The sequence below is a fragment of the Spiribacter roseus genome (assembly GCF_002813635.1).
GTDB classification, from domain to species: Bacteria; Pseudomonadota; Gammaproteobacteria; order Nitrococcales; family Nitrococcaceae; genus Spiribacter; species Spiribacter roseus.
In genome coordinates, this window is record NZ_CP016382.1 from 872,676 (window position 1) to 895,241 (window position 22,566).

The 22,566-nt window shown below is 66.4% G+C and carries 21 protein-coding genes; 7 read left to right on the plus strand and 14 right to left on the minus strand.

Features of this window, described 5'->3' with window-relative positions; translation table 11 throughout:
* Position 1 precedes the first annotated feature (1 nt).
* The 7 genes from BBH56_RS04330 to rpsB all read right to left on the minus strand — a co-directional run bounded on the left by BBH56_RS04330 (position 2) and on the right by rpsB (position 5,788).
* Positions 2-1,201 (minus strand): 1-deoxy-D-xylulose-5-phosphate reductoisomerase, encoded by a 1,200-nt coding sequence (locus tag BBH56_RS04330; RefSeq protein ID WP_318262618.1) that lies wholly within the window; start codon positions 1,199-1,201, stop codon positions 2-4.
* Entirely contained in the window at positions 1,198-2,061 is an 864-nt protein-coding gene (locus tag BBH56_RS04335; protein WP_318262619.1) for a phosphatidate cytidylyltransferase, read from the minus strand. Before BBH56_RS04335 ends, BBH56_RS04330 begins: the two co-directional genes overlap by 4 nt.
* Positions 2,012-2,716, minus strand: coding sequence for a polyprenyl diphosphate synthase (gene uppS / locus BBH56_RS04340; protein WP_318262620.1), 705 nt, complete (start codon positions 2,714-2,716; stop codon positions 2,012-2,014). The genes BBH56_RS04335 and uppS overlap by 50 nt, the downstream gene beginning before the upstream one ends.
* A gap of 70 nt (positions 2,717-2,786) precedes the next feature.
* Positions 2,787-3,344, minus strand: coding sequence for a ribosome recycling factor (frr, locus tag BBH56_RS04345; protein ID WP_148122067.1), 558 nt, complete (start codon positions 3,342-3,344; stop codon positions 2,787-2,789).
* 4 nt (positions 3,345-3,348) lie between these two features.
* Positions 3,349-4,068, minus strand: coding sequence for a UMP kinase (gene pyrH, locus BBH56_RS04350; RefSeq protein ID WP_110882752.1), 720 nt, complete (start codon positions 4,066-4,068; stop codon positions 3,349-3,351).
* Positions 4,069-4,079: 11 nt separating this feature from the next.
* Complete coding sequence (tsf, locus tag BBH56_RS04355) at positions 4,080-4,964, minus strand: translation elongation factor Ts (protein WP_110882750.1); 885 nt, start codon at positions 4,962-4,964, stop codon at positions 4,080-4,082.
* 26 nt (positions 4,965-4,990) lie between these two features.
* Positions 4,991-5,788: a 30S ribosomal protein S2 gene (gene rpsB, locus BBH56_RS04360; protein WP_148122068.1), complete on the minus strand. Its 798-nt coding sequence runs from the start codon at positions 5,786-5,788 to the stop codon at positions 4,991-4,993.
* A 166-nt stretch (positions 5,789-5,954) separates the two neighbouring features.
* On the opposite strand from rpsB, the gene map reads away from it, so the two are divergent.
* From map to dapE, 5 genes are read left to right on the plus strand one after another with little or no spacing between them, the layout of a single operon-like run.
* Positions 5,955-6,713, plus strand: a complete 759-nt coding sequence (gene map, locus BBH56_RS04365) for a type I methionyl aminopeptidase (RefSeq protein WP_148122069.1) — start codon at positions 5,955-5,957, stop codon at positions 6,711-6,713.
* A gap of 1 nt (position 6,714) precedes the next feature.
* Positions 6,715-9,432 (plus strand): [protein-PII] uridylyltransferase, encoded by a 2,718-nt coding sequence (gene glnD, locus BBH56_RS04370; RefSeq protein WP_148122070.1) that lies wholly within the window; start codon positions 6,715-6,717, stop codon positions 9,430-9,432.
* Complete coding sequence (dapC, locus tag BBH56_RS04375) at positions 9,422-10,648, plus strand: succinyldiaminopimelate transaminase (protein ID WP_148122071.1); 1,227 nt, start codon at positions 9,422-9,424, stop codon at positions 10,646-10,648. Before glnD ends, dapC begins: the two co-directional genes overlap by 11 nt.
* 17 nt (positions 10,649-10,665) lie before the next feature.
* The gene (gene dapD / locus BBH56_RS04380) at positions 10,666-11,484 is read left to right on the plus strand and encodes a 2,3,4,5-tetrahydropyridine-2,6-dicarboxylate N-succinyltransferase (RefSeq protein WP_110882741.1); all 819 of its coding nucleotides are present in this window, start codon (positions 10,666-10,668) and stop codon (positions 11,482-11,484) included.
* Positions 11,485-11,499: 15 nt separating this feature from the next.
* Entirely contained in the window at positions 11,500-12,654 is a 1,155-nt protein-coding gene (gene dapE, locus BBH56_RS04385) for a succinyl-diaminopimelate desuccinylase (RefSeq protein WP_148122072.1), read from the plus strand.
* Here dapE and BBH56_RS04390 read toward each other — a convergent pair.
* The 6 genes from BBH56_RS04390 to hrcA form a co-directional block, all read right to left on the minus strand.
* Positions 12,614-13,609, minus strand: coding sequence for an NAD(P)/FAD-dependent oxidoreductase (locus BBH56_RS04390; RefSeq protein ID WP_148122073.1), 996 nt, complete (start codon positions 13,607-13,609; stop codon positions 12,614-12,616). The two genes, dapE and BBH56_RS04390, sit on opposite strands and share 41 nt — an antisense overlap.
* A 26-nt stretch (positions 13,610-13,635) precedes the next feature.
* Positions 13,636-14,442 carry a 4-hydroxy-tetrahydrodipicolinate reductase gene (gene dapB, locus BBH56_RS04395; RefSeq protein WP_148122074.1) on the minus strand — a complete coding sequence of 269 codons (807 nt, stop codon included), beginning with the start codon at positions 14,440-14,442 and terminating at the stop codon, positions 13,636-13,638.
* Position 14,443: 1 nt separating this feature from the next.
* Positions 14,444-15,583: a molecular chaperone DnaJ gene (dnaJ, locus tag BBH56_RS04400; protein ID WP_110882733.1), complete on the minus strand. Its 1,140-nt coding sequence runs from the start codon at positions 15,581-15,583 to the stop codon at positions 14,444-14,446.
* A gap of 139 nt (positions 15,584-15,722) precedes the next feature.
* The gene (gene dnaK, locus BBH56_RS04405; protein WP_144348323.1) at positions 15,723-17,654 is read right to left on the minus strand and encodes a molecular chaperone DnaK; all 1,932 of its coding nucleotides are present in this window, start codon (positions 17,652-17,654) and stop codon (positions 15,723-15,725) included.
* Positions 17,655-17,721: 67 nt separating this feature from the next.
* The gene (gene grpE, locus BBH56_RS04410; protein ID WP_110882729.1) at positions 17,722-18,306 is read right to left on the minus strand and encodes a nucleotide exchange factor GrpE; all 585 of its coding nucleotides are present in this window, start codon (positions 18,304-18,306) and stop codon (positions 17,722-17,724) included.
* Between the two features lie 44 nt (positions 18,307-18,350).
* Complete coding sequence (gene hrcA, locus BBH56_RS04415) at positions 18,351-19,406, minus strand: heat-inducible transcriptional repressor HrcA (RefSeq protein WP_148122075.1); 1,056 nt, start codon at positions 19,404-19,406, stop codon at positions 18,351-18,353.
* Positions 19,407-19,527: 121 nt separating this feature from the next.
* On the opposite strand from hrcA, the gene BBH56_RS04420 reads away from it, so the two are divergent.
* Both BBH56_RS04420 and recN read left to right on the plus strand, forming a co-directional pair.
* A complete protein-coding gene (locus BBH56_RS04420) occupies positions 19,528-20,412 on the plus strand; it encodes an NAD(+) kinase (protein WP_148122076.1) in 885 nt (294 codons plus the stop codon).
* Positions 20,406-22,076, plus strand: a complete 1,671-nt coding sequence (gene recN / locus BBH56_RS04425; RefSeq protein ID WP_148122077.1) for a DNA repair protein RecN — start codon at positions 20,406-20,408, stop codon at positions 22,074-22,076. Before BBH56_RS04420 ends, recN begins: the two co-directional genes overlap by 7 nt.
* On the opposite strand, the gene fur is transcribed toward recN, so the two are convergent.
* A complete protein-coding gene (gene fur, locus BBH56_RS04430; protein WP_110882722.1) occupies positions 22,064-22,549 on the minus strand; it encodes a ferric iron uptake transcriptional regulator in 486 nt (161 codons plus the stop codon). The genes recN and fur overlap by 13 nt on opposite strands.
* Positions 22,550-22,566 lie beyond the last annotated feature (17 nt).

The window sequence follows — 22,566 nt, forward strand, 5'->3', positions numbered from 1 at the left end:
CTCAACGGTGCCTCCCGCGTTGGAGCGATTCGGTGGTCTGCCGTCGCGCCCATTGCTCGTGGCCAATCAGCGCCTCGAGGGTGTCATCCGGTTCCGCCGGCCGGGCGGCGAGCGTCTCCTCGATCACCCCAGCGATCCGATCATATCGCAGACCGCCCCGCAGGAACTCCGCGACGGCCACCTCATTGGCGCCGTTGAGCGCTGCAGTGGCCCCACGCCCCGCCTTCAGCGCCGCCCGGGCAAGGGCCAGACACGGAAACCGCTGATCATCCGGCGCGGCAAAATCAAGCCGACCGGCGCCAACCAGGTCCAGCGGCGCCACGCCCGCCGCCACCCGTTCGGGCCAGGCCAGGGCATTGGCGATCGGGGTGCGCATGTCCGGATTGCCCATCTGAGCAAGCGTGGATCCATCCTGATACTGGACCAGGGCGTGGACATAACTCTGTGGATGCACCACGACCTCCACCTGATCGGCGGGCAGGCCGAAAAACCGGCAGGCCTCGATCACCTCGAGGCCCTTGTTCATCATCGTGGCCGAGTCCACGGAAATCTTGCGACCCATCGACCAGTTGGGATGAGCACAGGCCTCGGCCACGGTGACCTCACTCAGTGTGGCCGGGTCGCGATCGCGGAACGGCCCGCCCGAGGCGGTCAGGACCAGGCGCTCGACCCCGGCCAGCGACAACGGCTGACCGGGGCGCGCGGGCAGGCACTGAAAGAGTCCGTTGTGCTCGCTGTCGATGGGTAGCAGCACGGCCCCGCTGCGGCGGGCGGCGTTCATGATCAGGGAGCCGGCGACGACGAGGGCCTCCTTGTTGGCGATCAACACCCGCCGACCGGCCTCTACGGCCGCCAGACACGGCGCGAGCCCGGCCGCCCCGACGATGCCGGCGATCACGGTCTGCGCCTCCGCGTGGGTGGCGACCGCCGCCTGCCCCGCGGCGCCTTCAGCCACGGCTGTATCGCCCAGGTCACTGATCTGCCGGCGCAATGCGGCGGCCGCGTGGGGATCCGCCATGGCCACCAGCGCCGGGCGAAACCGTCGGCACAGGCGCTCCATGGCGGCCACATCCCGATGCGCAGATAACGCCACGACCCGGTAGCGATCCATGTGGCGGGCGATGACGTCAAGGCTGCTCCCGCCGATCGACCCGGTGGCGCCGAGTAGGGCGATGCCAGTGGGCTCTGCCGCGTCCATCATGAGACGCTGACCAGCGCCGCGGCCATGACCGGTGCCGCGGCAAGCAGTGCATCAATGCGATCGAGCAGTCCGCCATGCCCGGGTAGCAGGCGGCCACTGTCCTTGCGACCGGCCTGCCGCTTAAGCAGGCTTTCGGCCAGATCCCCCACCACCGAGAACACCACCACCATGACCGTGACCGGCAGCAGCCAGGCCAGACCGGGCATGTCGCCGGCCGCCCCGGCGCTGACCCGCTCCACCCCGAGCGCCACGAGCAGGGCCAGCAACAGCCCGCCGGCCACCCCTTCCCAGGTCTTCCCCGGGCTGATGGTGGCGGCGAGTCTGCGCCGACCAAAACGCCGTCCGGCAAAATAGCCACCGATGTCCGCGCCCCAGACCAGTCCCATCAACAGCGTCAGCCACAACGGGCCGAGGCCACTGCGGGCGTGGATGGCCGACACACTCAGCCAGGCCAGGGTCAGGGTGATGAGCCCCGCCGCACCCCGCAGCCAACCGGGCAGCGGGGGGATCGCCGATCGACGCGACACGGACAGCAGCCAGACCGCGATCCCGAGCCACCAGATCAGCCCGGGGACCTGCCAACCGGCGCGTGCCGGGACGTCAAGCAGGGCTGCTACCGCGATTAGTCCGGCGACGAGCCCCGCGTAGCCAAGGCGCGCGGCACCGGCCCGCAGACCGGCCAGATCCGCCCACTCCCAGGCCGCCATCACCATGGCGGCGGCCATCACGCCCTGGGTCCAGATACCCGGTGCCCACCAGACGATGGCCAATACCACCAGCGCCAGCGGGACGGCCGTCAGCACGCGCTGCTTAAGCATCGCCAGTGCCCCCGTCGCCAGCGGGCGCAGTGACCCGGCCAAACCGGCGCTCCCGGCGAGCGAACCAGTCGAACGCAGCGCCCAGGGCGTCATCGTCAAAGTCCGGCCAGAGCACCGGGGTGAAGTAGAGCTCGGTGTAGGCCATCTGCCAGAGCAGGAAATTGCTGATGCGCTGCTCGCCGCCGGTGCGAATGAAAAGATCCGGCGCTGGCAGCGCGTTCAGGCAGGTCTGCCCGCTCAGGGCATCGGCATCGATGGACTCGGGCGTGCGCTCTCCGGCGGCCACTTCCTCAGCGAGGCGGCGTGCCGCCTGGGCAATGTCCCAGCGCCCGCCATAACTGGCGGCGATATTGAGCTGCATACGGGTTTCGTCGGCCGTCAGTGCCTCGGCGGCTTCACAGCGCGCCTGAAGCGCCCGCGACAGACGGTCACGGTCGCCCACCACGTTCAGGCGGATGCCATTGCGCTGCAGGCGCTGGGCTTCACGATCCAGCACCCGCATGAACAGCGACATGAGCATGCTCACCTCGGCGGCCGGGCGCTGCCAGTTCTCGCTGCTGAAGGCGAACAGGGTCAGTGCTTCAACGCCGGCCCGGGCACAGTACTCCACCGTACGGCGGACCGCCTCGGCACCGGCGCGGTGACCATGGTGGCGGGGCTCGCCGCGCTCGGCGGCCCAGCGCCCATTGCCGTCCATAATGACTGCGACATGTCGCGGGACGACATCGTGAGGCGGCGTTTGCTCGGTCGTCATAGGCCCAATGACCCTAGACGGCCATCAGCTCTTCTTCCTTGGCCGAAAGCATCTCGTCAATGGTCTTGACATGCCGATCGGTGAGCTTCTGGATGCGATCCTCGGCCTGCTTCTCCTCGTCCTCGGTAATGTCCTTGTCCTTGAGAAGCTGCTTGAGATCGCCGTTGGCATCACGACGGATGTTGCGGATGGCGACCTTGGCCTGTTCGCCCTCGCCGCGCACCACCTTGACCAGATCCTTGCGCCGTTCCTCGGTCAGCGGCGGCAGCGGTATGCGGATGGTCAATCCCGCGGAGTTGGGCATGAGCCCGAGGTTGGACTCCATGATGGCCTTTTCGATGGGCCCCACCATGCTCTTCTCGAAGGGCGTCACCGTCAGCGTCCGCGCGTCGCCCACCGCCACCGAGGCCGCCTGATTGAGCGGGACTTCGGTGCCGTAGTAGCTCACCGTGATCTGGTCGAGCAGGCTGGTGTTCGCCCGTCCGGTGCGGATTTTCTGGAGATCGTTGCGCAGGCTCTCGACGCTTTTATCCATGCGCTGGCCGGCGTCTTTTTCGATGTCCTCGATCATTCGATTACCCTCGCTCGACCCGCGTGCCGACCGCTTCGCCTTCAACGATGCTTGCCAGTGCGCCGGGCCGGTTAATGTCGAATACGATGATAGGCATGTTCTGGTCACGGCACATCACGATCGCGGTCGCATCCATCACGGACAGACGTTCGTCGAGCACGCGGTCGTAGGTGAGACGCTCGTAGCGGAAGGCTGACTCGTCGGTCATCGGATCCGAGGAGTAGACCCCGTCCACCTTGGTGGCCTTGAGCATCAGGTCGGCCCCGATCTCCACCGCCCGGAGGCTCGCCGCCGAATCAGTGGTGAAAAACGGATTCCCGGTGCCCGCGGCCAGGATGACCACCCGGCCTTTTTCGAGATGGCGGATGGCCCGGCGGCGGATGTAGTCCTCGCAGACCTGATTGATCTTGACCGCCGACATCACCCGCGTAAAAACGCCCTCATGTTCGAGGGCGTCCTGCATGGCGAGTCCGTTCATGACGGTGGCGAGCATGCCCATGTGATCGGCGCTCACCCGGTCCATGCCCGAGGCGGCGAGACCCGCCCCACGAAAGATGTTGCCCCCGCCGATCACCAGCGCCACCTCGACGCCACGATCGATCAGGGCATGGACCTCGGCGGCGAGACGGCGCAGCACCACCGGGTCGATGCCGTACTCGGCATTGCCGAGCAGTGCCTCGCCACTGAGCTTGAGCAGGATGCGTTTATAGACGGGATCTGCCATCGAACGACTCCTCAGGTGCCCTGAATCGTCGCGGCCACCTCTTCGGCGAAGTTCTCCTGCTTTTTCTCGATGCCCTCTCCCACCTCGAGGCGGGTGAAGTTGATCACTCGGGCGCCTTTGGCCTCGAGCAGGGCCTCGACGGTCTGATCCGGATCCTTCACGAAGGGCTGACCCAGCAGCGTGATCTCCGCCAGCCACTTGCGCAGACGGCCCTCGACCATTTTATCGATGATCTCCGGCGGCTTGCCCGATGCCTCGGCCTGCGCGACGAGCACTTCGCGCTCGCTGGCGGCGCGCTCCTCGGGGACATCGTCGACGCTGACGCAGACCGGCCGGCTGGCGGCGATGTGCATGCACAGATCCCGCCCGAGTGCCTCGTCACCGCCTTCGATCTCGATGAGCACGCCGATGCGGCTGCCATGCAGGTAGTGATGGACCTGCGCCGCGTCGTTCGCGTAGCGCTGGAACCGCCGGACCTGGATGTTCTCGCCGATCCGGGCCACCAGCTCTTTCTGCGCCAGCTCGACGGACTCGCCCCCGGCGTTGAACGGCAGCGCCATCAACGCTTCAAGGTCGGCCGGGTCATCGGCCAGAATCCGCTCGACCACCTGCGCGGCGAAGGCCTTGAAGTCGTCGCCGTTGGCGACGAAATCGGTTTCGCTGTTGATCTCGACGATGGCGCCGCTGTGGCCGTCGTCGGCGATCTTCGCGACGACCGCCCCATCCGCGGCCACGCGGTCGGCTTTCTTGTCGGCCTTGGCCAGGCCGCGCTTACGCATGTGCTCGACCGCGGCCTCCATGTCGCCGTCGGTCTCCACCAGCGCTTTCTTGCACTCCATCATGCCGGCGCCGGTACGCTCACGCAGATCCTTGACCTGTTGTGCGCTAATTGCCATTCGATGCTTCCTCTGTCCGTGTCAGATTAACCGGCGGTCTGCTCGCCGCTGGTGTCGGTTTCGTCATTGGCCGGCTCCTCGGCCGCCGCCGGCTCCCCCGGCAGCTCGACGAACTCGTCGTCGCCGGCCGGCGCCTGGGCAGTGCTCATGCGCGCATCAAGGATGGCGTCCGAGATCCCCCGCAGGTACAGACGAATGGCACGGATGGCGTCGTCGTTGCCGGGCACGACGTAGTCGACCTCACGCGGGCTGTTGTTGGTGTCCACGACAGCCACCACCGGAATGCCGAGCTTGCGCGCTTCCTGGATGGCGATCTTCTCGTAACCGACGTCAATCACGAACAGCGCGTCCGGCAGTGACTCCATGTTGACGATGCCGCCGAACGAGCGCTCGAGCTTGTCCATCTCACGCTGCAGGGAGAGGACCTCGCGCTTGCCAAGCTTTTCGAAGGTGCCATCGGTCTTCTGCTGCTGCAGCTCCTTGAACCGGCGGATCGAGCGCTTGACCGTGCGGAAGTTGGTCAGCATGCCGCCCAGCCAGCGGTGGTTGACGTAGGGCATGCCGCAGCGCTCGGCCTCTTCGCGGACCGCGTCCTGCGCGGCACGCTTGGTGCCCACGAACAGGATGCGCCCGCCGTTGGCGGCGAGCTTGCCGACGTAGTTCACGGCATCCTCGTAGAGCGGCAGGCTCTTTTCGAGGTTGACGATATGAATCTTGTTGCGGTGGCCGAAGATATAGGGAGCCATTTTCGGATCCCAGTACCGCGTCTGGTGGCCGAAATGCACGCCGGCCTCCAGCATCTGGCGCATGGTCACTTTCGCCATGTCTGTAAACTCCTTGTGGTGGGTTGAGCCTCCATGCACCCGCAACTGACAACCTCGAGGGCACCCAGCCAGTCGTGTCGGTACATGTGTGGTTTATGGATTGAATTGCCCAAATGGCGCGGCATTTATACCATAGGCGGCTCACAGCGACAATTTGAAAGCCCTCATGACCATCACCACCAAGTCTGCCGCCGAGATCGAGAAGATGCGCGAGGCCGGTGCCCGCGCCGCCGCGGTGCTCGACATGATCGCCGAGCATGTGCGGCCCGGCGTGACCACCGCCGAACTCGATCGGCTCTGCCACGAGAAAATCGACGCCATGGGAGACATCCCGGCGCCGCTCAACTACCGCGGTTTTCCGAAAGCCACCTGCATCTCGGTCAATCACGTGATCTGCCATGGCATTCCCGGCAGCAAGATGCTCAAGCGCGGCGACATCCTCAACATCGACGTCACGGTGATCCACGACGGCTGGCACGGCGATACCAGCCGGATGTACTTTGCCGGTGATCCGGGGGTCCAGGCCCGCCGCGTCAGCCGGGTGGCCTTCGATGCGCTCCATGCCGGCATCGATCAGGTCCGACCGGGCGCGCGGCTGGGGGACATCGGCCACGCCATCCAGACCCTCGCCGAGGCTGAAGGCTGCTCGGTGGTCCGCGAGTACTGTGGTCACGGCATCGGGCGTGGCTTTCACGAAGACCCGCAGGTGCTGCATCACGGCCAGCCCGGCACCGGCGAGGTCCTCAAGCCAGGCATGACCTTCACCATCGAGCCGATGATTAATGCCGGGCGCGCCGAGACACGCCTGCTCGGCGATCAGTGGACGGTGGTCACCAAGGACCACAGCCTTTCCGCCCAATGGGAGCACACCGTCGCCGTCACGGATGGGGGCGTCGATATCCTGACCCTCAGCGGCAATCACTGACATGGTCGCGGTGACCGCGACCGATGCCGGTCCTGCGCCGGTGGTTGACCGGCAGCTGCTCGACCTTGACGCCCTTGATCGGGCACTGGCCGGCGGCGACGACATCACACCGATCCTGCAGGGCGCGCTGCGTGACGCCGACGAAACCCTCAGCGCCCGGTTCCTGGACGGCGAGCCGGCGCTCAAGCTGGTTCCCCTGCGCGCTGCGGTGATGGATGCGGTGGTCACGCGGGCATGGGCGCTGTGCCTGGGGGATCTGGCCGGTGCGGCCTGTCTGGTGGCCGTGGGGGGTTACGGCCGCGGAGAACTGCATCCCGGTTCGGACACGGATCTGATGATCATCATCCCCACGCCGCTGCCCGGCCCGCTCGAGGCGCGATTGAGCGACCTGGTCACCCGGCTCTGGGACATCGGCCTCGAGGTCGGCCACAGCGTGCGCAGCGTGGAAGACTGTGTGACCCAGGCCGAAGCGGATATCACCGTGGCCACCAATCTGATGGAGGCCCGGCCGCTTGCCGGCGACCGGTCGCTGTTCGCGGCGATGGAAGCCGCCACCAGCCCCTACCACATCTGGTCGGGACCGGCTTTTTTTGAAGCCAAGCGGGCCGAACAACAGCGCCGCCACGAGCGCTACGACGACACGGCCTACAACCTGGAGCCCAACCTCAAGGAGGGCCCCGGCGGGCTGCGCGACATCCACATGATCGGCTGGGTGGCGAAGCGGCACTTCAATGCCGGTGCGCTGAGTGATCTGGTCGACCTGGGATTCCTCAGCGAAAGCGAGTACGAGGAGCTCATCCAGGGCCAGCATTTTCTCTGGGACATCCGCTTTGCCCTGCATGGCCTCGCCGGGCGTCGCGAAGACCGGCTGCTGTTCGACTACCAGGCCGATCTGGCCCGCCAGTTCGGCTACAAGGATGCCACGCATACCCTGGCCGTCGAGCAGTTCATGCAGCGTTACTATCGCATGATCAAACGCCTATCGCGTCTTAATGAGATGTTGCTGCAGCTCTACGAAGAGACCATTCTCTACACCGACGTCGACGAAAAGCCGCAGCTGCTCAACAAGCGCTTTCAAGTCAAGCGCGGCTTCATTGAAATCACCCATCGGCAGGTCTTTCAGCGCTATCCGTTCGCCATGCTGGAGCTGTTCCTGCTGATGCAGCAGCACCCGGAAATCCGCGGCATCCGCGCGGCCACGATCCGCCAGCTGCGTGCCCACCGCGACCGCATCAATCCGGCGTTCCGTCGTGATCTGCGGGCGCGGAGTCTTTTCATGGAAATCTTCCGACAGCCCGTGGGGATCACCCACGCGCTGCGGCGCATGCACAGCCACGGCATTCTGGGGCGCTATATCCCGGCGTTCGCCGCGATCACCGGGCGCATGCAGTATGACCTGTTCCACGTCTACACCGTCGACACCCACACGCTCATGGTGGTCAGCAACCTGCGCCGGCTGAGCGTGCCCGAGCATCGCGACGAATTCCCGCAACTCAGCGAAATCCACTCGCGACTGCCCAAGCCCGAGCTGCTGTATCTGGCCGCCCTGTTCCACGACATCGCCAAGGGCCGCGGCGGCGATCACTCCGAGCTGGGCGCCGAGGACGCCTATGCGTTCTGCCTGCAGCACGGGCTGTCGCGGTATGACTGCCGCTTTGTCGCCTGGCTGGTGCGCAAGCACCTGCTGATGTCGATGACCGCGCAGCGGCGCGATATCAGTGACCCCGGCGTCATCAACGAATTCGCCGGCGAGGTGGGCGACCTCAAGCACCTCGAGTATCTGTACCTGCTGACCGTGGCGGACATCCGGGCCACCGATGCCAAGCTCTGGAACACCTGGCGCAAGTCCCTGCTCCACGAGCTGTATCGGCGCACCGCACGGGCCCTGCGACGTGGGCTCGGCCAGCCCATCGACGAGGACGAGCTGGTCGCCGAGGCCCAGCATCGGGCGCGCGAGCTGCTACGGCGCAAGGGCCTGCACCATATGACCGTGCGCTCGATCTGGCGGCATTTCACACCGGACTATTTCCTGCGCTACTCGGCCGCCGAGGTGGCCTGGCATACCGAGGCCATCCACGCCGCCGGCAATGCCGCGCACGAGCCCCTCGTACTGATCGAGCCGGACGCCCAGCGCGGGGGGATCGAGGTATTCATCTACACCCGCGACCGCGACAACATCTTCGCCCTGGCGGTCTCGGCACTGGACCGCCTGAGCCTGGATATTCTCGATGCGCGGATCATCACCACGGATAACGGCTACACCCTGGACAGTTTCCTGGTGCAGATGCCGCAGGGCGGCGGCGCGGATCGGGCCGGGCTGGTGGAGACACTGCGCGTGACGCTGCGCGATCACCTGCACGATCCACAGACACTGCCCGAACCCGCCACCGGCGAAACGCCGCGTCGCCTGCGCCACTTCAACACCGACACCCAGATCGACTTCAGCGACGACACACGCAATCACCGCACGGTCATGGAACTGATCGCCGGCGACCAGCCGGGACTCCTGGCTCAGGTGGGCTATACCCTGGCCCGCCACGGGCTGCGGGTGCAGAACGCCAAGATCGCCACACTGGGTGAACGTGCCGAGGATGTGTTCTTCATCACCGACGACGCCAATGCGCCACTCACCAGCGCGACGCGACAGCAGTTGCGGGCCGAGCTACTGAGCGCATTTGAGGAAGACGGCGACATCATGCGGAGGGGCGATGGCGTCTGATCAGCAACGGCCGGGCCAGGCGGGTCTCAGCCACCTTCAGCCGTACCCGTTCGAGCGCCTCCGTGCCCTGCTTGCGGACATCACTCCGCCGGCGGATCGCGAGCCGGTGGCGCTGTCCATCGGCGAGCCCCGCCATCCGGTGCCGGACTGGATCACCCGGGCCGCCGCCGACGCGCTGCATGACAGCCTGGGGCGGTACCCCGCCAGTGCGGGGCAGCCGGCGCTGCGCGAGACCATCGCGGGCTGGATCCGCCGACGCTTTCAACTGACCGACGGCGCCATTGACCCCGATCGCCACATCCTCCCGGCCGCCGGTACCCGGGAAGCCCTGTTTGCCGTGACCCAGGCACTGCTCAACCCCGCTGAACGGCCCGATGTGGCCATGCCCAACCCGTTCTATCAGATCTACGAGGGCGCGGCGCTGCTGGCCGGCGGCATCCCGAAACTGCTCAATACGGACCCGGTGGACGGACTGCCATCACTGGACGACTGGCAGGCGGCCGACTGGGCACGCTGCGGACTCATCTATCTATGCAGCCCGGGCAACCCCACGGGCCGGGTCATTCCGCAGACGTTCTGGGAGAAGCTCTTCGAGCAACAGGACCGCCACGGTTTCGTGATCGCGGCCGACGAGTGTTACAGCGAACTCTACCGCGATGAATCCAATCCGCCGCTGGGCCTGTTGCAGGCCTGCCAGGCGGCCGGCCGCACGGACTTCGCCGGCTGTCTCGTCTTCCACAGCCTGTCGAAGCGCTCCAATGTTCCGGGACTACGCTCCGGCTTCATCGCCGGTGACGCCCGACTGATCGCGTCTTTTCGCGCCTACCGCACCTATCAGGGCTGCGCCCTGCCGCTGCATGTGCAGCAGGCCAGCCGCGCGGCCTGGCAGGATGAGGCCCACGTGGCCGCGAATCGCGCCGCCTATCGCGACAAGTTCGAGCGCGCCCGCTCGATCATCGGCGATATCTGTCCCTATCAAGACCCTGAAGCGGGCTTTTATATCTGGTTGCCGGTCCCCGACGGCGATGACGAGGCCTTCACCCGCGGGCTCTACCGCGACACCGGCGTAACCGTGCTGCCGGGACGCTACCTGTCACGGCCCACGCCCGCGGGCGACCCCGGGCGGGGTCATGCGCGCCTGGCGCTGGTGGCCGAGACCCCGGTCTGCGAGGATGCGCTACATCGCATCCGCCATTTTATTGAACACTCGTACTGACCCACGGAGCCGACTGCATGGAATCCATCCAGGAAATCATTGAAACCGCCTTTGAGCGGCGCGATACCCTCAATCCCGCCGACGCGCCCGCTGAGCTGCATGCCGCCGTGCGGGACGCCCTCGGGCGACTCGACCGCGGCGAGGCGCGGGTGGCCGAGCCGGTCGACGGTGACTGGCAGGTCAATGAATGGCTCAAAAAGGCGGTCCTGCTGTCTTTCCGCCTCACCCCCAATCAGCGCATCCGCGGCGGTGAGACCGATTACTTCGACAAGGTCGCCATGAAGTACGCCGATTACAGCAGCGCCGACTTCGAGGCCGATGGCGTGCGGGTCGTGCCGCCGGCCGCGGCGCGCCGCGGCGCCTACATCGCTGACGGCGTGGTGCTGATGCCCTCCTACGTCAACATCGGCGCCTACGTCGACCGTGGGACGATGGTGGACACCTGGGCCACTGTCGGCTCCTGCGCGCAGATCGGCCGGAACGTGCACCTGTCTGGCGGCGCGGGCATCGGCGGGGTCCTCGAGCCGCTGCAGGCCAATCCGACCATCATCGAGGATGACTGCTTCATCGGCGCCCGCTCGGAGATCGTCGAAGGCGTTCGGGTCGAACAGGGCGCGGTGATCTCGATGGGCGTTTTCATCGGCCAGAGCACCCGCATCTACAACCGCGAGACCGGCGAGATCCTGTACGGCCGTGTCCCGGCCGGCGCCGTGGTGGTCCCCGGCAACCTGCCCGCCGCGGACGGCAGTCACAGCCTCTATTGCGCGGTCATCATCAAGCAGGTTGATGCGAAGACCCGGGCCAAGGTCGGCATCAACGAGCTGCTGCGCCCCTGAGGCGGCACCCCGACAATGGGCAGCGAGGTTTCGACACAACAGGCCATCGCCCTGACCGAGGCACTGGTCGCCCGCGCCTCGGTGACACCGGAGGATGCCGGCTGCCAGACACTGGTGGCTGAGCATCTGGCCGCTGCGGGGTTTGCCCTCGAATGGCTGCCCCGGGGGCCGGTCAGCAACCTGCTGGCCATCCGGGGGGACGAAGGACCGGTGCTGCTGTTTCTCGGCCACACCGATGTCGTCCCCGCCGGGCCGGCGGATGCCTGGACATCACCCCCCTTCGAGCCGACCCGGCGCGACGGTCACCTCTACGGACGCGGCAGCGCCGACATGAAGGCCAGTGTGGCGGCCTTTGTCACGGCCTGTGAGGCGGTGGCCGCCACCACACATATGCGCATCGCCGTTGCCCTGACCAGCGACGAGGAAGGCCCGGCGCAGGACGGTATCCGCGCCATCGCCCCACTGATCCATGAACGGCTGGGCCGCATCGACTGGTGCCTTGTCGGCGAGCCGAGCAGCCAGACCCGCCTTGGTGACACGGTACGGGTGGGGCGCCGGGGCTCACTGAGTGGCGAGATCACCGTCACCGGCCACCAGGGGCATGTGGCTTACCCCGCTCAGGCGGACAACCCACTGCACCGACTGATGCCGCTCATGGCCGAGCTCGCTGCGACGCGCTGGGATGACGGCACCCGTGAGTTCCCGCCCACCGGATTGCAGATCACCGGTGTCGGCGCCGCCACCGATGCCATCAACGTCATCCCGGGGCAGGCATCGGCCCGCTTCAACCTGCGCTACTCGCCCGCCAGCACGGCCGAGGGCCTGCAGCAGCGCATCCATTCAATGGCCGATGCCCACGCTCCCGGTGCCACCATTGACTGGAAACATTCCGCAGCGCCCTTTTCAAGTGAACCGGGCGCCCTGCGACGGGCCATCGAGGCGGTGATCACCGATCGCAGCGGTACGCCCCCGCGGGCGGATACGGCCGGCGGCACCTCCGACGGCCGGTTCATTGCGCCGCTGGGCGCCGAGGTCGTGGAGTTTGGTCCGGTCAACCAGAGCATTCACCAGATCGATGAACGGGTCGCGCTGGAGGCCATCGGCCAGCTTGCCGAGGACTACGCAGCCATCATTCAGCGCCTGGATCAGCCCGGCCGGCCGCGAGACTGATCAGCCGTCGGGCGGCTGCCCGGCCGCTGCGCCACGCTCCCTCGACGCGGCCGTCAACCACCCAGTCGCCGGCACACAACAGCTGATCGTGCTCGAGATAACCCACCGGCTCGGCCAGGGCCCGGCGCGAGCGGGCGAACCGCCAGCGATGAACGAACCGGTCGCTCACCGATGGCTTGCGTCGCGTCAGCTCGGCGAACGCCTGCGTCAGGTATTCGCCGGCGGCGTCTTCGGACCATTCGATATTCGCCTCGCTCCAGGCATCGGTGGCGTGCAGCGTCCAGATCTCCGGGGTCTGCGGGCGCTGGGGACGGGCGCCCAGCCGCGCCACCCAGCCCAGCGGACCACTGCTCGGAAAGCCGGCGTCAAACGCCAGATTGAGGGGCTCATCCAGCACCAGTCCCACCGCCCAGCAGGGTTTCATGGGCGCTTCCACCGCACGCGCCGCGAGGCGCGGACTGGGCTCGGCCAGTAGTGACTGGGCCTGGGGCGCGGGCGCGGTCAGCAACACGCCGTCGAATGTTCCCAGCGAATCACCGTGGCGATCCTGAATGGACCAGGCGGATGCCTCGCGGGTGATCTCGCGCACCTGCACCCCGCAGCGCACATCAAGTCCCTCGGCCATGTGCCGGGCCAGCGCGGACATGCGCGGCACCGCCACCAGACGGGCCTGCGCCCGGGCCGGCTGCCCCTCGGGCAGGACCCGCGGCGTCACCGGCCAGGATGCCAACACCCCGGCCTTGCGCCAGTCGTCCACGGCCGCCCGAAACTCTCCGTCGCGGGCGGTGAAATACTGGGTGCCCAGATCAACGCCAGCGTAGGGCGTGCGTTTGCTGACGATGCGTCCCCCGGGACCCCGGGCCTTATCGAACACCACGGGCTCGAGGCCTGCGTCACTCAGGACGCGGGCCGCGCTCAGGCCCGCGAGCCCTGCCCCCACGATGGCAATGCGCATGACTGACTCCGGCGTTTGGCGACGACTCAGTCGCTGAGACCGAGTACATCGTCCATGTCGAATCGGCCGGGAGGCTGGCTGATTACCCAGCGGGCCGCTCGCAGGGCACCACGGGCGAAGGTCTCGCGGCTCGCGGCTCGATGCGTGAGTTCAAGCCGCTCACCCTCACCCGCCAGCATGACCGTGTGTTCGCCTACGATATCGCCACCCCGCAGCGCCTGAAAACCGATGGCGCCCACGGGACGCTCCCCGGTCATCCCCTCGCGGGCGTACACCGCGTTCTCCTCCAGATCCACCCCGCGCCCATCGGCCACCGACTGGCCCAGCGCCCGGGCCGTCCCGGAGGGCGCATCGCGCTTGCCGCGATGGTGCGCCTCGACGATCTCGACATCGTAGTCACTGCCGAGTGCGGCCGCCGCGGTCCGCACCAGGCGCTGCAGGAGCGTGACCCCGCTGCTGTAATTGGCGGCGAACACCACCGGCAGACTCCGGGCGGTGGCATCAATGGCCTGGATCCCGTCCGCATCCACCCCCGTGGTGCCGATCACGAGCGCGCAACCCCGCGAGCGGGCGGCGGTCAGATTGTCGGCCAATGCCGCCGGCAGGGTGAAATCGATCGCGACATCGGCATCGGCCAATGCCGCTTCCGCGGAGGCGGTCAGGGTGACATCGAGCGCCCCGCAACCCGCGAGCAGACCGGCATCGCTGCCCACGGAGGGACTGTCCGCGCGGGTGGTGGCCCCGACCAGCTGCAGGTCATCGGCGGCGGCAACCAGCCCGATCAAAGTTCGGCCCATCCGGCCGGATGCCCCGAGGATCGCCACTTTCGTCATGTCAGAGCTTCATCCGATCAAAAAAGGACTTCACCGTATCCAGCCATGAGCTGCCCCGCGGATTATGGTGCTCGCCATCCTGCTCAAGGGTCTCGGAGAGCTCCTCGAGCAGGGCCTTCTGCCGCGCGGTCAGGTTGACCGGCGTCTCGACCATGACCCGGCAGAGCAGATCGCCGTGGGTGCCGCCGCGGACCGGCTTGACGCCCTTGCCACGCACCCGGAAGACCTTGCCCGACTGGGTACCGGCGGGAATGCGCAGGGTCACCCGCCCCGCCAGCGTGGGGACCTCGATTTCGCCACCGAGCGCTGCGGTGGTCACGCTGAGCGGAATGTCGCAGCGCAGATCCGCTCCTTCGCGGGTGAAGATCGGATGCGGCTTGACCACCATCTCGACGTACAGATCACCGGGCGGACCACCCTGCTCGCCGGGTTCACCCTCACCACTGAGGCGGATGCGATCGCCGGTATCCACACCCGGGGGCACCTGCACGCTCAGGGTCTTCTGGTCGGGCACCGTGCCCTTACCCCGGCACTTGCGGCACGGATCACTGATCACCTGGCCCGTGCCATCACAGCGTGGGCAGGTCTGCTGAATCGAGAAAAATCCCTGCTGTACCCGGACATCGCCATGGCCATTGCAGGTCTGGCAGGTGACCGGCTCACTGCCGGGGGCCGCACCACTGCCGTCGCACTCATCGCAGCGCACCTGGGTGGGGATCTGGATATCCCGATCGACCCCCTGGACCGCCTCTTCGAGCGATATCTCCATGCGATAGCGCAGATCCGCCCCGCGGAAGGCACGCCCGCCGCCGCGACCGCCGCCGAAGATATCACCGAAGACATCCGAGAAAATGTCGGAGAAATCGGCCCCGCCACGACCGAATCCGCCCGCGCCGGGGCCGCCGCCGGCACTCGGGTCGACGCCGGCGTGACCGAACTGGTCATACGCCGAGCGCTTCTGCGGGTCGCTGAGGACCTCGTAGGCCTCCTTGACCTCCTTGAAGCGCACCTCGGCATCACCATCATCCGGATTGCGGTCGGGGTGATACTTCATCGCCAGCCGGCGATAGGCCTTTTTGAGGTCGCTTTCCGAGGCGTTCTTCGAGACCTCGAGGATTTCGTAATAATCGCGTTTTGCCATGGTGCCCGTTCTAACCGTTGTCGTTGCAGAGTAACGGCCGCCGCGCTAACAGCAAAGGCGCAGGCACCGAATGCCGGCCGTGGCCGGGCAATCGGTGGGCTGCGCCCTGCCGAAGAAGCGGAAAGGCCGCGATGCGGCTTTACTTCTTCTTGTCGTCGTCCTTGACTTCCTCGAAGTCGGCGTCGACGACGTCCTCCTGATCCGACTCGGCGTTCTCGGCACCGCCCGGCTGCTCGCCGCCGTCAGCGCCGCCCGCGTCGGAGTAGAGCTTCTCGGCAATCTTGCCCGAGGCGGTCGCCAGCGCTTCAGTGGCCGAGTCGATGGCCGCCTTGTCACTGCCCTTCATGGCCTCTTCGAGATTGCTGATCGCCTCTTCAACGGACTGCTTCTCTTCGTCCGAGACCTTGTCGCCCGCCTCTTCCAGGCTCTTGCGCGCCCCGTGGATCAGGCCATCGGCCTGGTTGCGGGCCTCGACCAGCTCACGGGCCTTGCGATCTTCCTCGGCATTGGTCTCGGCGTCCTCGACCATGCGCTCGATATCCTCGTCCGAGAGCCCGCCGGAGGCACGGATCTGGATGGACTGCTCCTTGCCGGTGCCCTTGTCCTTGGCGGTGACGTGCAGGATGCCGTTGGCATCGATATCGAAGGTCACCTCGATCTGCGGCACGCCGCGCGGCGCCGGCGGAATGTCAGAGAGATCGAACTTGCCGAGCGACTTGTTATCGCTGGCCATCTCGCGCTCGCCCTGCAGGACGTGCACGGTCACGGCGCCCTGGTTGTCCTCGGCGGTGGAGAACACCTGATTGGCCTTGGTCGGGATCGTGGTGTTCTTCTCGATGAGCTTGGTCATCACGCCGCCCAGCGTCTCGATGCCGAGGGACAGCGGCGTCACGTCAAGCAGCAGGACGTCCTTGACGTCGCCACCGAGCACACCGCCCTGGATCGCGGCACCCACTGCGACGGCTTCATCGGGGTTCACGTCTCGGCGCGGATCCTGGTCGAAGAACGACTTGACCGCCTCCTGCACCTTGGGCGTCCGCGTCTGGCCGCCGACCAGGATCACGTCATCGACGTCACTCGCCTTGAGGCCGGCATCCTTGAGGGCCACCTCGCAGGGCTTGATGGTGCGCTTGACCAGATCCTCGATCAGGCTCTCGAGCTTGGCCCGCGTGAGCTTGAGGTTGAGGTGCTTCGGCCCGGTGTTGTCCGCGGTGATGTACGGCAGGTTCACCTCGGTCTGCTGCGCGGAGGACAGCTCAATCTTGGCCTTCTCACCGGCCTCCTTGAGCCGCTGCAGCGCCAGACGGTCGCCGGACAGGTCGATACCCTGATCCTTCTTGAACTCCGCGATCAGATAGTCGATGACCGCGCGGTCAAAGTCCTCGCCGCCCAGGAACGTGTCACCGTTGGTGGACAGCACCTCGAACTGGTGCTCGCCTTCGACTTCGGCGATCTCGATGATCGACACGTCGAAGGTGCCGCCGCCCAGGTCATAGACCGCGATCTTGCGATCGCCACCCTGCTTGTCGAGTCCGTAGGCGAGCGCCGCCGCGGTGGGCTCATTGATGATGCGCTTGACCTCGAGCCCGGCGATGCGACCGGCGTCCTTGGTGGCCTGACGCTGGGAGTCATTGAAGTAGGCCGGCACGGTGATCACCGCCTCGGTCACTTCCTCGCCCAGATAATCCTCGGCGGTGCTCTTCATCTTCTGCAGCACCCGCGCGGAGACTTCCGGCGGCGCCATCTTCTTGCCGCGCACTTCCACCCACGCATCGGCGTTGTCCGCCTTGACGATGCTGTAGGGCATCTCACGCACGTCGCGCTGGACGACATCCTCTTCGAACTTGCGCCCGATCAGTCGTTTGATCGCATGCAGCGTGTTCTCGGGGTTGGTCACCGCCTGTCGCTTGGCCGCGGCGCCGACGAGCACCTCGCCGTCCTCAGTGAAGGCCACAGTGGAGGGCGTAGTGCGATCGCCTTCCGCGTTTTCAATGACGCGGGACGTCCCGCTCTCCATCACGGCGACGCAGGAATTGGTGGTTCCCAAGTCGATGCCTATGATCTTACCCATCAGTGATTGCTCCTCAATATCCTGTAATTCGTGTCGTCAGGTGATCTGGTGCCCGGCACCGGGTTTTTCAAGCCTCGTCGCCTGAATCCGCCGGGGCTTTTGCCACGATCACCCGCGCGGGGCGAAGCAGGCGGTCGCCAAGGCGATAGCCCTTCTGGATCACGCTGACCACGGTGTTGGGTGCCTGCTCGTCGGTTTCCTGCGCGGTCATGGCCTCATGCCGCTCGGGATCAAAGCGCTCACCCTGGGGGTTGATGGCCTCGATGTTGAATTTCTCGAGGGCCTGGTCAAACATCCGCAGCGTCAGTTCCGAGCCCTCGGCCAGCCGTGCGGCATCGGCGTTTTCATCCCGCGCCGCCTGCAGGCCCATCTCGAGACTGTCCTTGACCGCGAGCAGCTCGCCGGCGAGCTTTTCCAGCGACTGCTGGCGGGCCGCCGCCACGTCCTTTTCAGCGCGCCGGCGCAGGTTTTCCATCTCGGCCCGGGCGCGCAGAAATTCACTCCAGTTCTCCTGGGCACGCGCCTCGGCCGCCTCAAGTTCGGCGCTGAGCGTTTCGGCGGTCTTCTCCTGGCTTTCCTCCGCGGCGCCGTTATCCGCCGCGTCCTGCTCCTGCGGACCGTTCCCGGCCGGCTTGTCGTCTTCGTCTGTCATGCGTCGCTCCGCTTTTGAAATGCACCTGTGCGCAGAGGTGGGGATCAATGCGTCGGTTTCAAGGCATGCCCGAGCAACCGGGCCGTGACATCGACGATCGGGATCACCCGGTCGTACTCCATGCGCGTGGGGCCGATCACCCCCAGCACCCCCAGCACATTGTCATCACTCTGATAGGTGGACGTGACCAGGCTCACGCCATCGAAGGCCTGATAGCCCGACTCCTGGCCGATGAATATCTGCACGCCATCCGCCGACAGACAGCGGTCGAGCAGATGCAGGATGTCGCGCTTGCGCCCGAATGCCTCGAACAGCTCCTTTAACTTTTCCACACTCGAGAGCTCGGCGAAGGTCATCAGATTGGTCTCACCGGCCATCACGAAATCATCGCTGGACTCGCCATCACCGGCGAACAGTGTCTGCGCCACGGCAATCGCCGAGGTCATCAGCTCGTTGACGTCCCGCTGATCGGCCTGCATCGCCTCGAGCAGGCCATGACGGACCTCGCCGACGCTCTTGCCGGCGAATTCGCTGGAGAGATAGTTCGACACCTGCTGCAGCTCGGCGGCGCTGTAGTCGCGATCGGTCTCGATGACCCGGTTCTGCACTTCGGAGTCATTGAGCACGACGATCGCCAGGATGCGGCGCTGGGCGAGCGGCAGGAATTCGATCTGACGGATCGAGCCGAAGTCACGTTTCGGCAGCGTCACCACGCCGGCCAGATGCGTCAGCCCCGAGAGGATGTTGGACGCCGAATCCACCAGTGAGTCGGTACTGCCCTCGCCGTCCAGCCGAATCCGTAGATTATCCGCGTCAAGCCCGCTGTCCGGACGGGCGCTCAGCAGGGTGTCGACAAAAAACCGGTAGCCCCGATCGGTCGGAATCCGTCCCGCGGAGGTATGCGGCGAGTGGATGTAGCCCGCCTCCTCCAGATCGGCCATGACATTGCGGATCGAGGCCGCACTCAGATCCATGCCGGCCTCGCGCGTCAGGGCCCGCGACCCAACCGGCTGACCGTCACGGATATATCGATGCACAAGGGCCCGGAGCAGGTGCTGCGCACGAGCCCCGGACGGCCCGTCGCGATGTCGCTGAACCATACCGTCCTCCAGGGATTGGCACTCGTGACAGACGAGTGCCAAGGCAAGCTATCAACACCCCCCATGGCTGTCAATTTGCGGCCACCGTGCTAGGTTGTCGGCGAACTGTCGAGGGAATTGCATGCAACCGTTCCAACGTATCGCGATCACGGGCAAGCCGGGCGACCAGGCGGTCATCGATACGATTCGCAAGCTCATCCACGAGCTCGACGGACGCGGTCTCACCGTCTCCCTTGACGAGGCCATCGGCGATGCGACGGGTGCCTCCGCCACCCACCCCGTCGCCAGCCTCGACAGCCTCGCCCCGCGCATCGACCTGCTGATCGTCGTCGGCGGTGATGGCACGCTCCTGCACGCCGGTAAGCAGGTCGCCGCCCACCAGGTCCCGGTGCTGGGCATCAACCGTGGGCGGCTGGGATTTCTGGTCGATGTATCGCCGGACCGCTTCGACGAGATCATCCGCGTGATCGATGGCGACTGTCGTGTTGAGGAGCGGCTTGTGCTCGAGGCACGAGTCGTCCATGACGACGGCATCGTCGCCCACGCCCCCGCCATCAATGAAGTGGTCCTGCAGCGCTGGAACACCGCGCGAATGATCGAGTTCGAGACCTGGATCGACGGCGAGCCCTGCAACCGGCACCGCTCCGACGGCCTGATCATCTGCACGCCCACCGGCTCCACCGCCTATGCACTCTCGGGCGGCGGCCCCATCATGCACCCGGGGATCGATGCCGTGGCGCTGGTGCCGATTTCGCCCCACACCCTCAGCAATCGCCCCCTGGTGATCAGCGCCGGCAGCCATATCGAGGTGCGCGTCCAGCCCCAGTCCATCGAACAGGTGCATGTCAGCTGCGACAGCCAGACCGACCTGTCCCTGACCGCCGACGGTCGCCTCGACATCGTCGCCTACCCGCACGCACTGCGACTGGTGCATCCTCCCGGGCATCGCTATTTCGATATCCTGCGGGCGAAACTGCACTGGGGAGACGGCGCGCCGCCATGCTGAAACGTATCGAAATCCGTGACTTCGCCATCATTGATCAACTCGGTCTGGATCTGGGCCCCGGCCTGACCACCCTCACCGGCGAGACCGGCGCCGGCAAATCCATCCTGCTCGACGCCCTGGGTCTCTGCCTGGGTGACCGCACCGATCGCTCCATGGTCCCGGCCGAGGCAGGGAAGAGCGAGGTGCATGGCCTGTTCGATGTGGCCGATACCCCACGCGCCCGGGGATGGCTGACCGAGGAAGCGCTGGATGAAGACGATGAATGCCTGATCCGTCGGGTCGTGCAGAGCAACGGCCGCTCCCAGGCGTGGATCAACGGCCGCCCGGTCACCCGCCATCAGCTTGAGCAGCTGGGCGCGCTGCTCATGGGCATCCATGGCCAGCATGCCCATCAGGCACTGATGCGGCCGGACACCCAGCGGCGCACCCTGGATGGGTTCGCCGCTCACCCCCAGCGTCTTGAGGCGGTCGCGGAGCTGGCCCGACGCTGGCGCCGGGTGAGTGCCGAAATCGAGTCCCTGAGCGGTGGCAGCGCCGATCATCACGACCGGATCGAGCTCCTGCGCTACCAGCTCGACGAGCTCGACGACGCCGCACCGAGCGCCGAGGAGATGGCCGAGCTCGAACGTGAGCAACGCCGGCTGGCGGGGGCCGGCGAGATCATCACGGCCTGTCAGCAAAGCCTCGAGGCCCTCTATGACGGCGAGACCAGCGCCCAGTCGCTGATCGCCACGGCCGAGCGCGAGCTCTCGGCACACGGCGATGTCGACGCCCGCATCGACGAGGTCCAGCAGCTGCTGACCACCGGCCAGGTCCAGATCGACGAGGCCTGCCAGGCCCTGCGCCAGTTCGCCGACCAGCTCGAAATGGACCCCGAGCGGCTCGAGGCGGTGGAAACACGACTCAGCCGGCTGCACGATCTGGCCCGCAAGCACCAGATCGAGCCCGAGGGCCTTGCCGAGCATGCCGAGGCGCTGCGCGCAGAGCTGGATCGGCTGACCTCGGCGGATGAGCGGCTTGTCACGCTCAACGCCGAAAAGGAAAAGCTTTTCAGTGACTACCGCGAGGCCGCCCAGACCCTCTCTGAGTCCCGACAGGCCGCGGCCGCCGCGCTGAGCGAACGGGTCGATACCTTACTCGGCGAGCTGGGGATGGCGGGTGCGGCACTGATCATCGCAGTGGATCCCGACGATCAGGCGACCCCGTCCGAACACGGAATCGACCGGGTGCGCTTTGATGTGCGCACCAACCCGGATCAGCGGCCCGCCCCGCTACAGAAAGTGGCATCCGGCGGCGAGCTCTCGCGCATCGGGCTGGCGCTGGAGGTGGCCACCGCGGATACCGCCGAGCTGCCATCGCTGATCTTTGACGAGGCGGACACCGGCATTGGCGGCGCCGTCGCCGAAGTGGTCGGCCGCCAGCTGCGGGCCCTGTCGGCGCATCATCAGGTGATCTGCATCACCCATCTGCCTCAGGTGGCCGCCCAGGGCATGCATCAACTCCAGGTGGACAAGCGCCAGAATGAGTCAGGCCGCACCGTCACTGATGTCCGGCCACTCGTCGGGGATCAGCGTGTCCACGAAATCGCCCGTATGCTCGGCGGTCTCGAGATCACCGAGAACACCCTCAACCACGCCCGCGAAATGCTCGATCAGGCCGACTGATCCCCGCGCCGTGCCACCCGGGCACAATCCGGACAGCGCCCGTAGAGGATGAGCGAGTGGCTGTGGAGCTCGTAGCCCGAGACCGCGGCGACATCCACCTGACGACGCTCAATGACCCGATCCTTGAATTCCTCGACCTTGCCGCAGTCGACGCAGACCAGATGGTCGTGATGGATCCCCGAGTTGAGTTCGAACACCGCCCGATCGCTGTCGAAGTTGTGACGGATCACGATGCCCGCCTCGGCAAACTGGGTGAGCACGCGGTAGACCGTCGCCAGGCCGATGTCCTCTCCGTCGTCGTGGAGGCGCTGATAGACCTCTTCGGCGGCGAGGTGGGCGCGCTCGCGGCCGGCAAGAATGCGCAGGATCTTGAGTCGCGGTGCGGTGGCCTTGAGCCCGGCGCGCCGGAGCTCGTCCGACTCGTGACTGATTTCCCAGGGAATGTGTGAGGCGGGACGGGCTTGGGTTACCATGTCGCAAAACCACTCAG

Coding starts and splice junctions, on each gene's coding strand:
- BBH56_RS04330 (WP_318262618.1), bottom strand. CDS start 1,201: ATGATGGACGCGGCAGAGCCCACTGGCATCGCCCTACTCGGCGCCACC.
- uppS (WP_318262620.1), bottom strand. CDS start 2,716: ATGGACGGCAATGGGCGCTGGGCCGCCGAGCGCGGCGAGCCCCGCCAC.
- frr (WP_148122067.1), bottom strand. CDS start 3,344: ATGATCGAGGACATCGAAAAAGACGCCGGCCAGCGCATGGATAAAAGC.
- pyrH (WP_110882752.1), bottom strand. CDS start 4,068: ATGGCAGATCCCGTCTATAAACGCATCCTGCTCAAGCTCAGTGGCGAG.
- tsf (WP_110882750.1), bottom strand. CDS start 4,964: ATGGCAATTAGCGCACAACAGGTCAAGGATCTGCGTGAGCGTACCGGC.
- rpsB (WP_148122068.1), bottom strand. CDS start 5,788: ATGGCGAAAGTGACCATGCGCCAGATGCTGGAGGCCGGCGTGCATTTC.
- map (WP_148122069.1), top strand. CDS start 5,955: ATGACCATCACCACCAAGTCTGCCGCCGAGATCGAGAAGATGCGCGAG.
- glnD (WP_148122070.1), top strand. CDS start 6,715: ATGGTCGCGGTGACCGCGACCGATGCCGGTCCTGCGCCGGTGGTTGAC.
- dapC (WP_148122071.1), top strand. CDS start 9,422: ATGGCGTCTGATCAGCAACGGCCGGGCCAGGCGGGTCTCAGCCACCTT.
- dapD (WP_110882741.1), top strand. CDS start 10,666: ATGGAATCCATCCAGGAAATCATTGAAACCGCCTTTGAGCGGCGCGAT.
- dapE (WP_148122072.1), top strand. CDS start 11,500: ATGGGCAGCGAGGTTTCGACACAACAGGCCATCGCCCTGACCGAGGCA.
- BBH56_RS04390 (WP_148122073.1), bottom strand. CDS start 13,609: ATGCGCATTGCCATCGTGGGGGCAGGGCTCGCGGGCCTGAGCGCGGCC.
- dapB (WP_148122074.1), bottom strand. CDS start 14,442: ATGACGAAAGTGGCGATCCTCGGGGCATCCGGCCGGATGGGCCGAACT.
- dnaJ (WP_110882733.1), bottom strand. CDS start 15,583: ATGGCAAAACGCGATTATTACGAAATCCTCGAGGTCTCGAAGAACGCC.
- dnaK (WP_144348323.1), bottom strand. CDS start 17,654: ATGGGTAAGATCATAGGCATCGACTTGGGAACCACCAATTCCTGCGTC.
- grpE (WP_110882729.1), bottom strand. CDS start 18,306: ATGACAGACGAAGACGACAAGCCGGCCGGGAACGGTCCGCAGGAGCAG.
- hrcA (WP_148122075.1), bottom strand. CDS start 19,406: ATGGTTCAGCGACATCGCGACGGGCCGTCCGGGGCTCGTGCGCAGCAC.
- BBH56_RS04420 (WP_148122076.1), top strand. CDS start 19,528: ATGCAACCGTTCCAACGTATCGCGATCACGGGCAAGCCGGGCGACCAG.
- recN (WP_148122077.1), top strand. CDS start 20,406: ATGCTGAAACGTATCGAAATCCGTGACTTCGCCATCATTGATCAACTC.
- fur (WP_110882722.1), bottom strand. CDS start 22,549: ATGGTAACCCAAGCCCGTCCCGCCTCACACATTCCCTGGGAAATCAGT.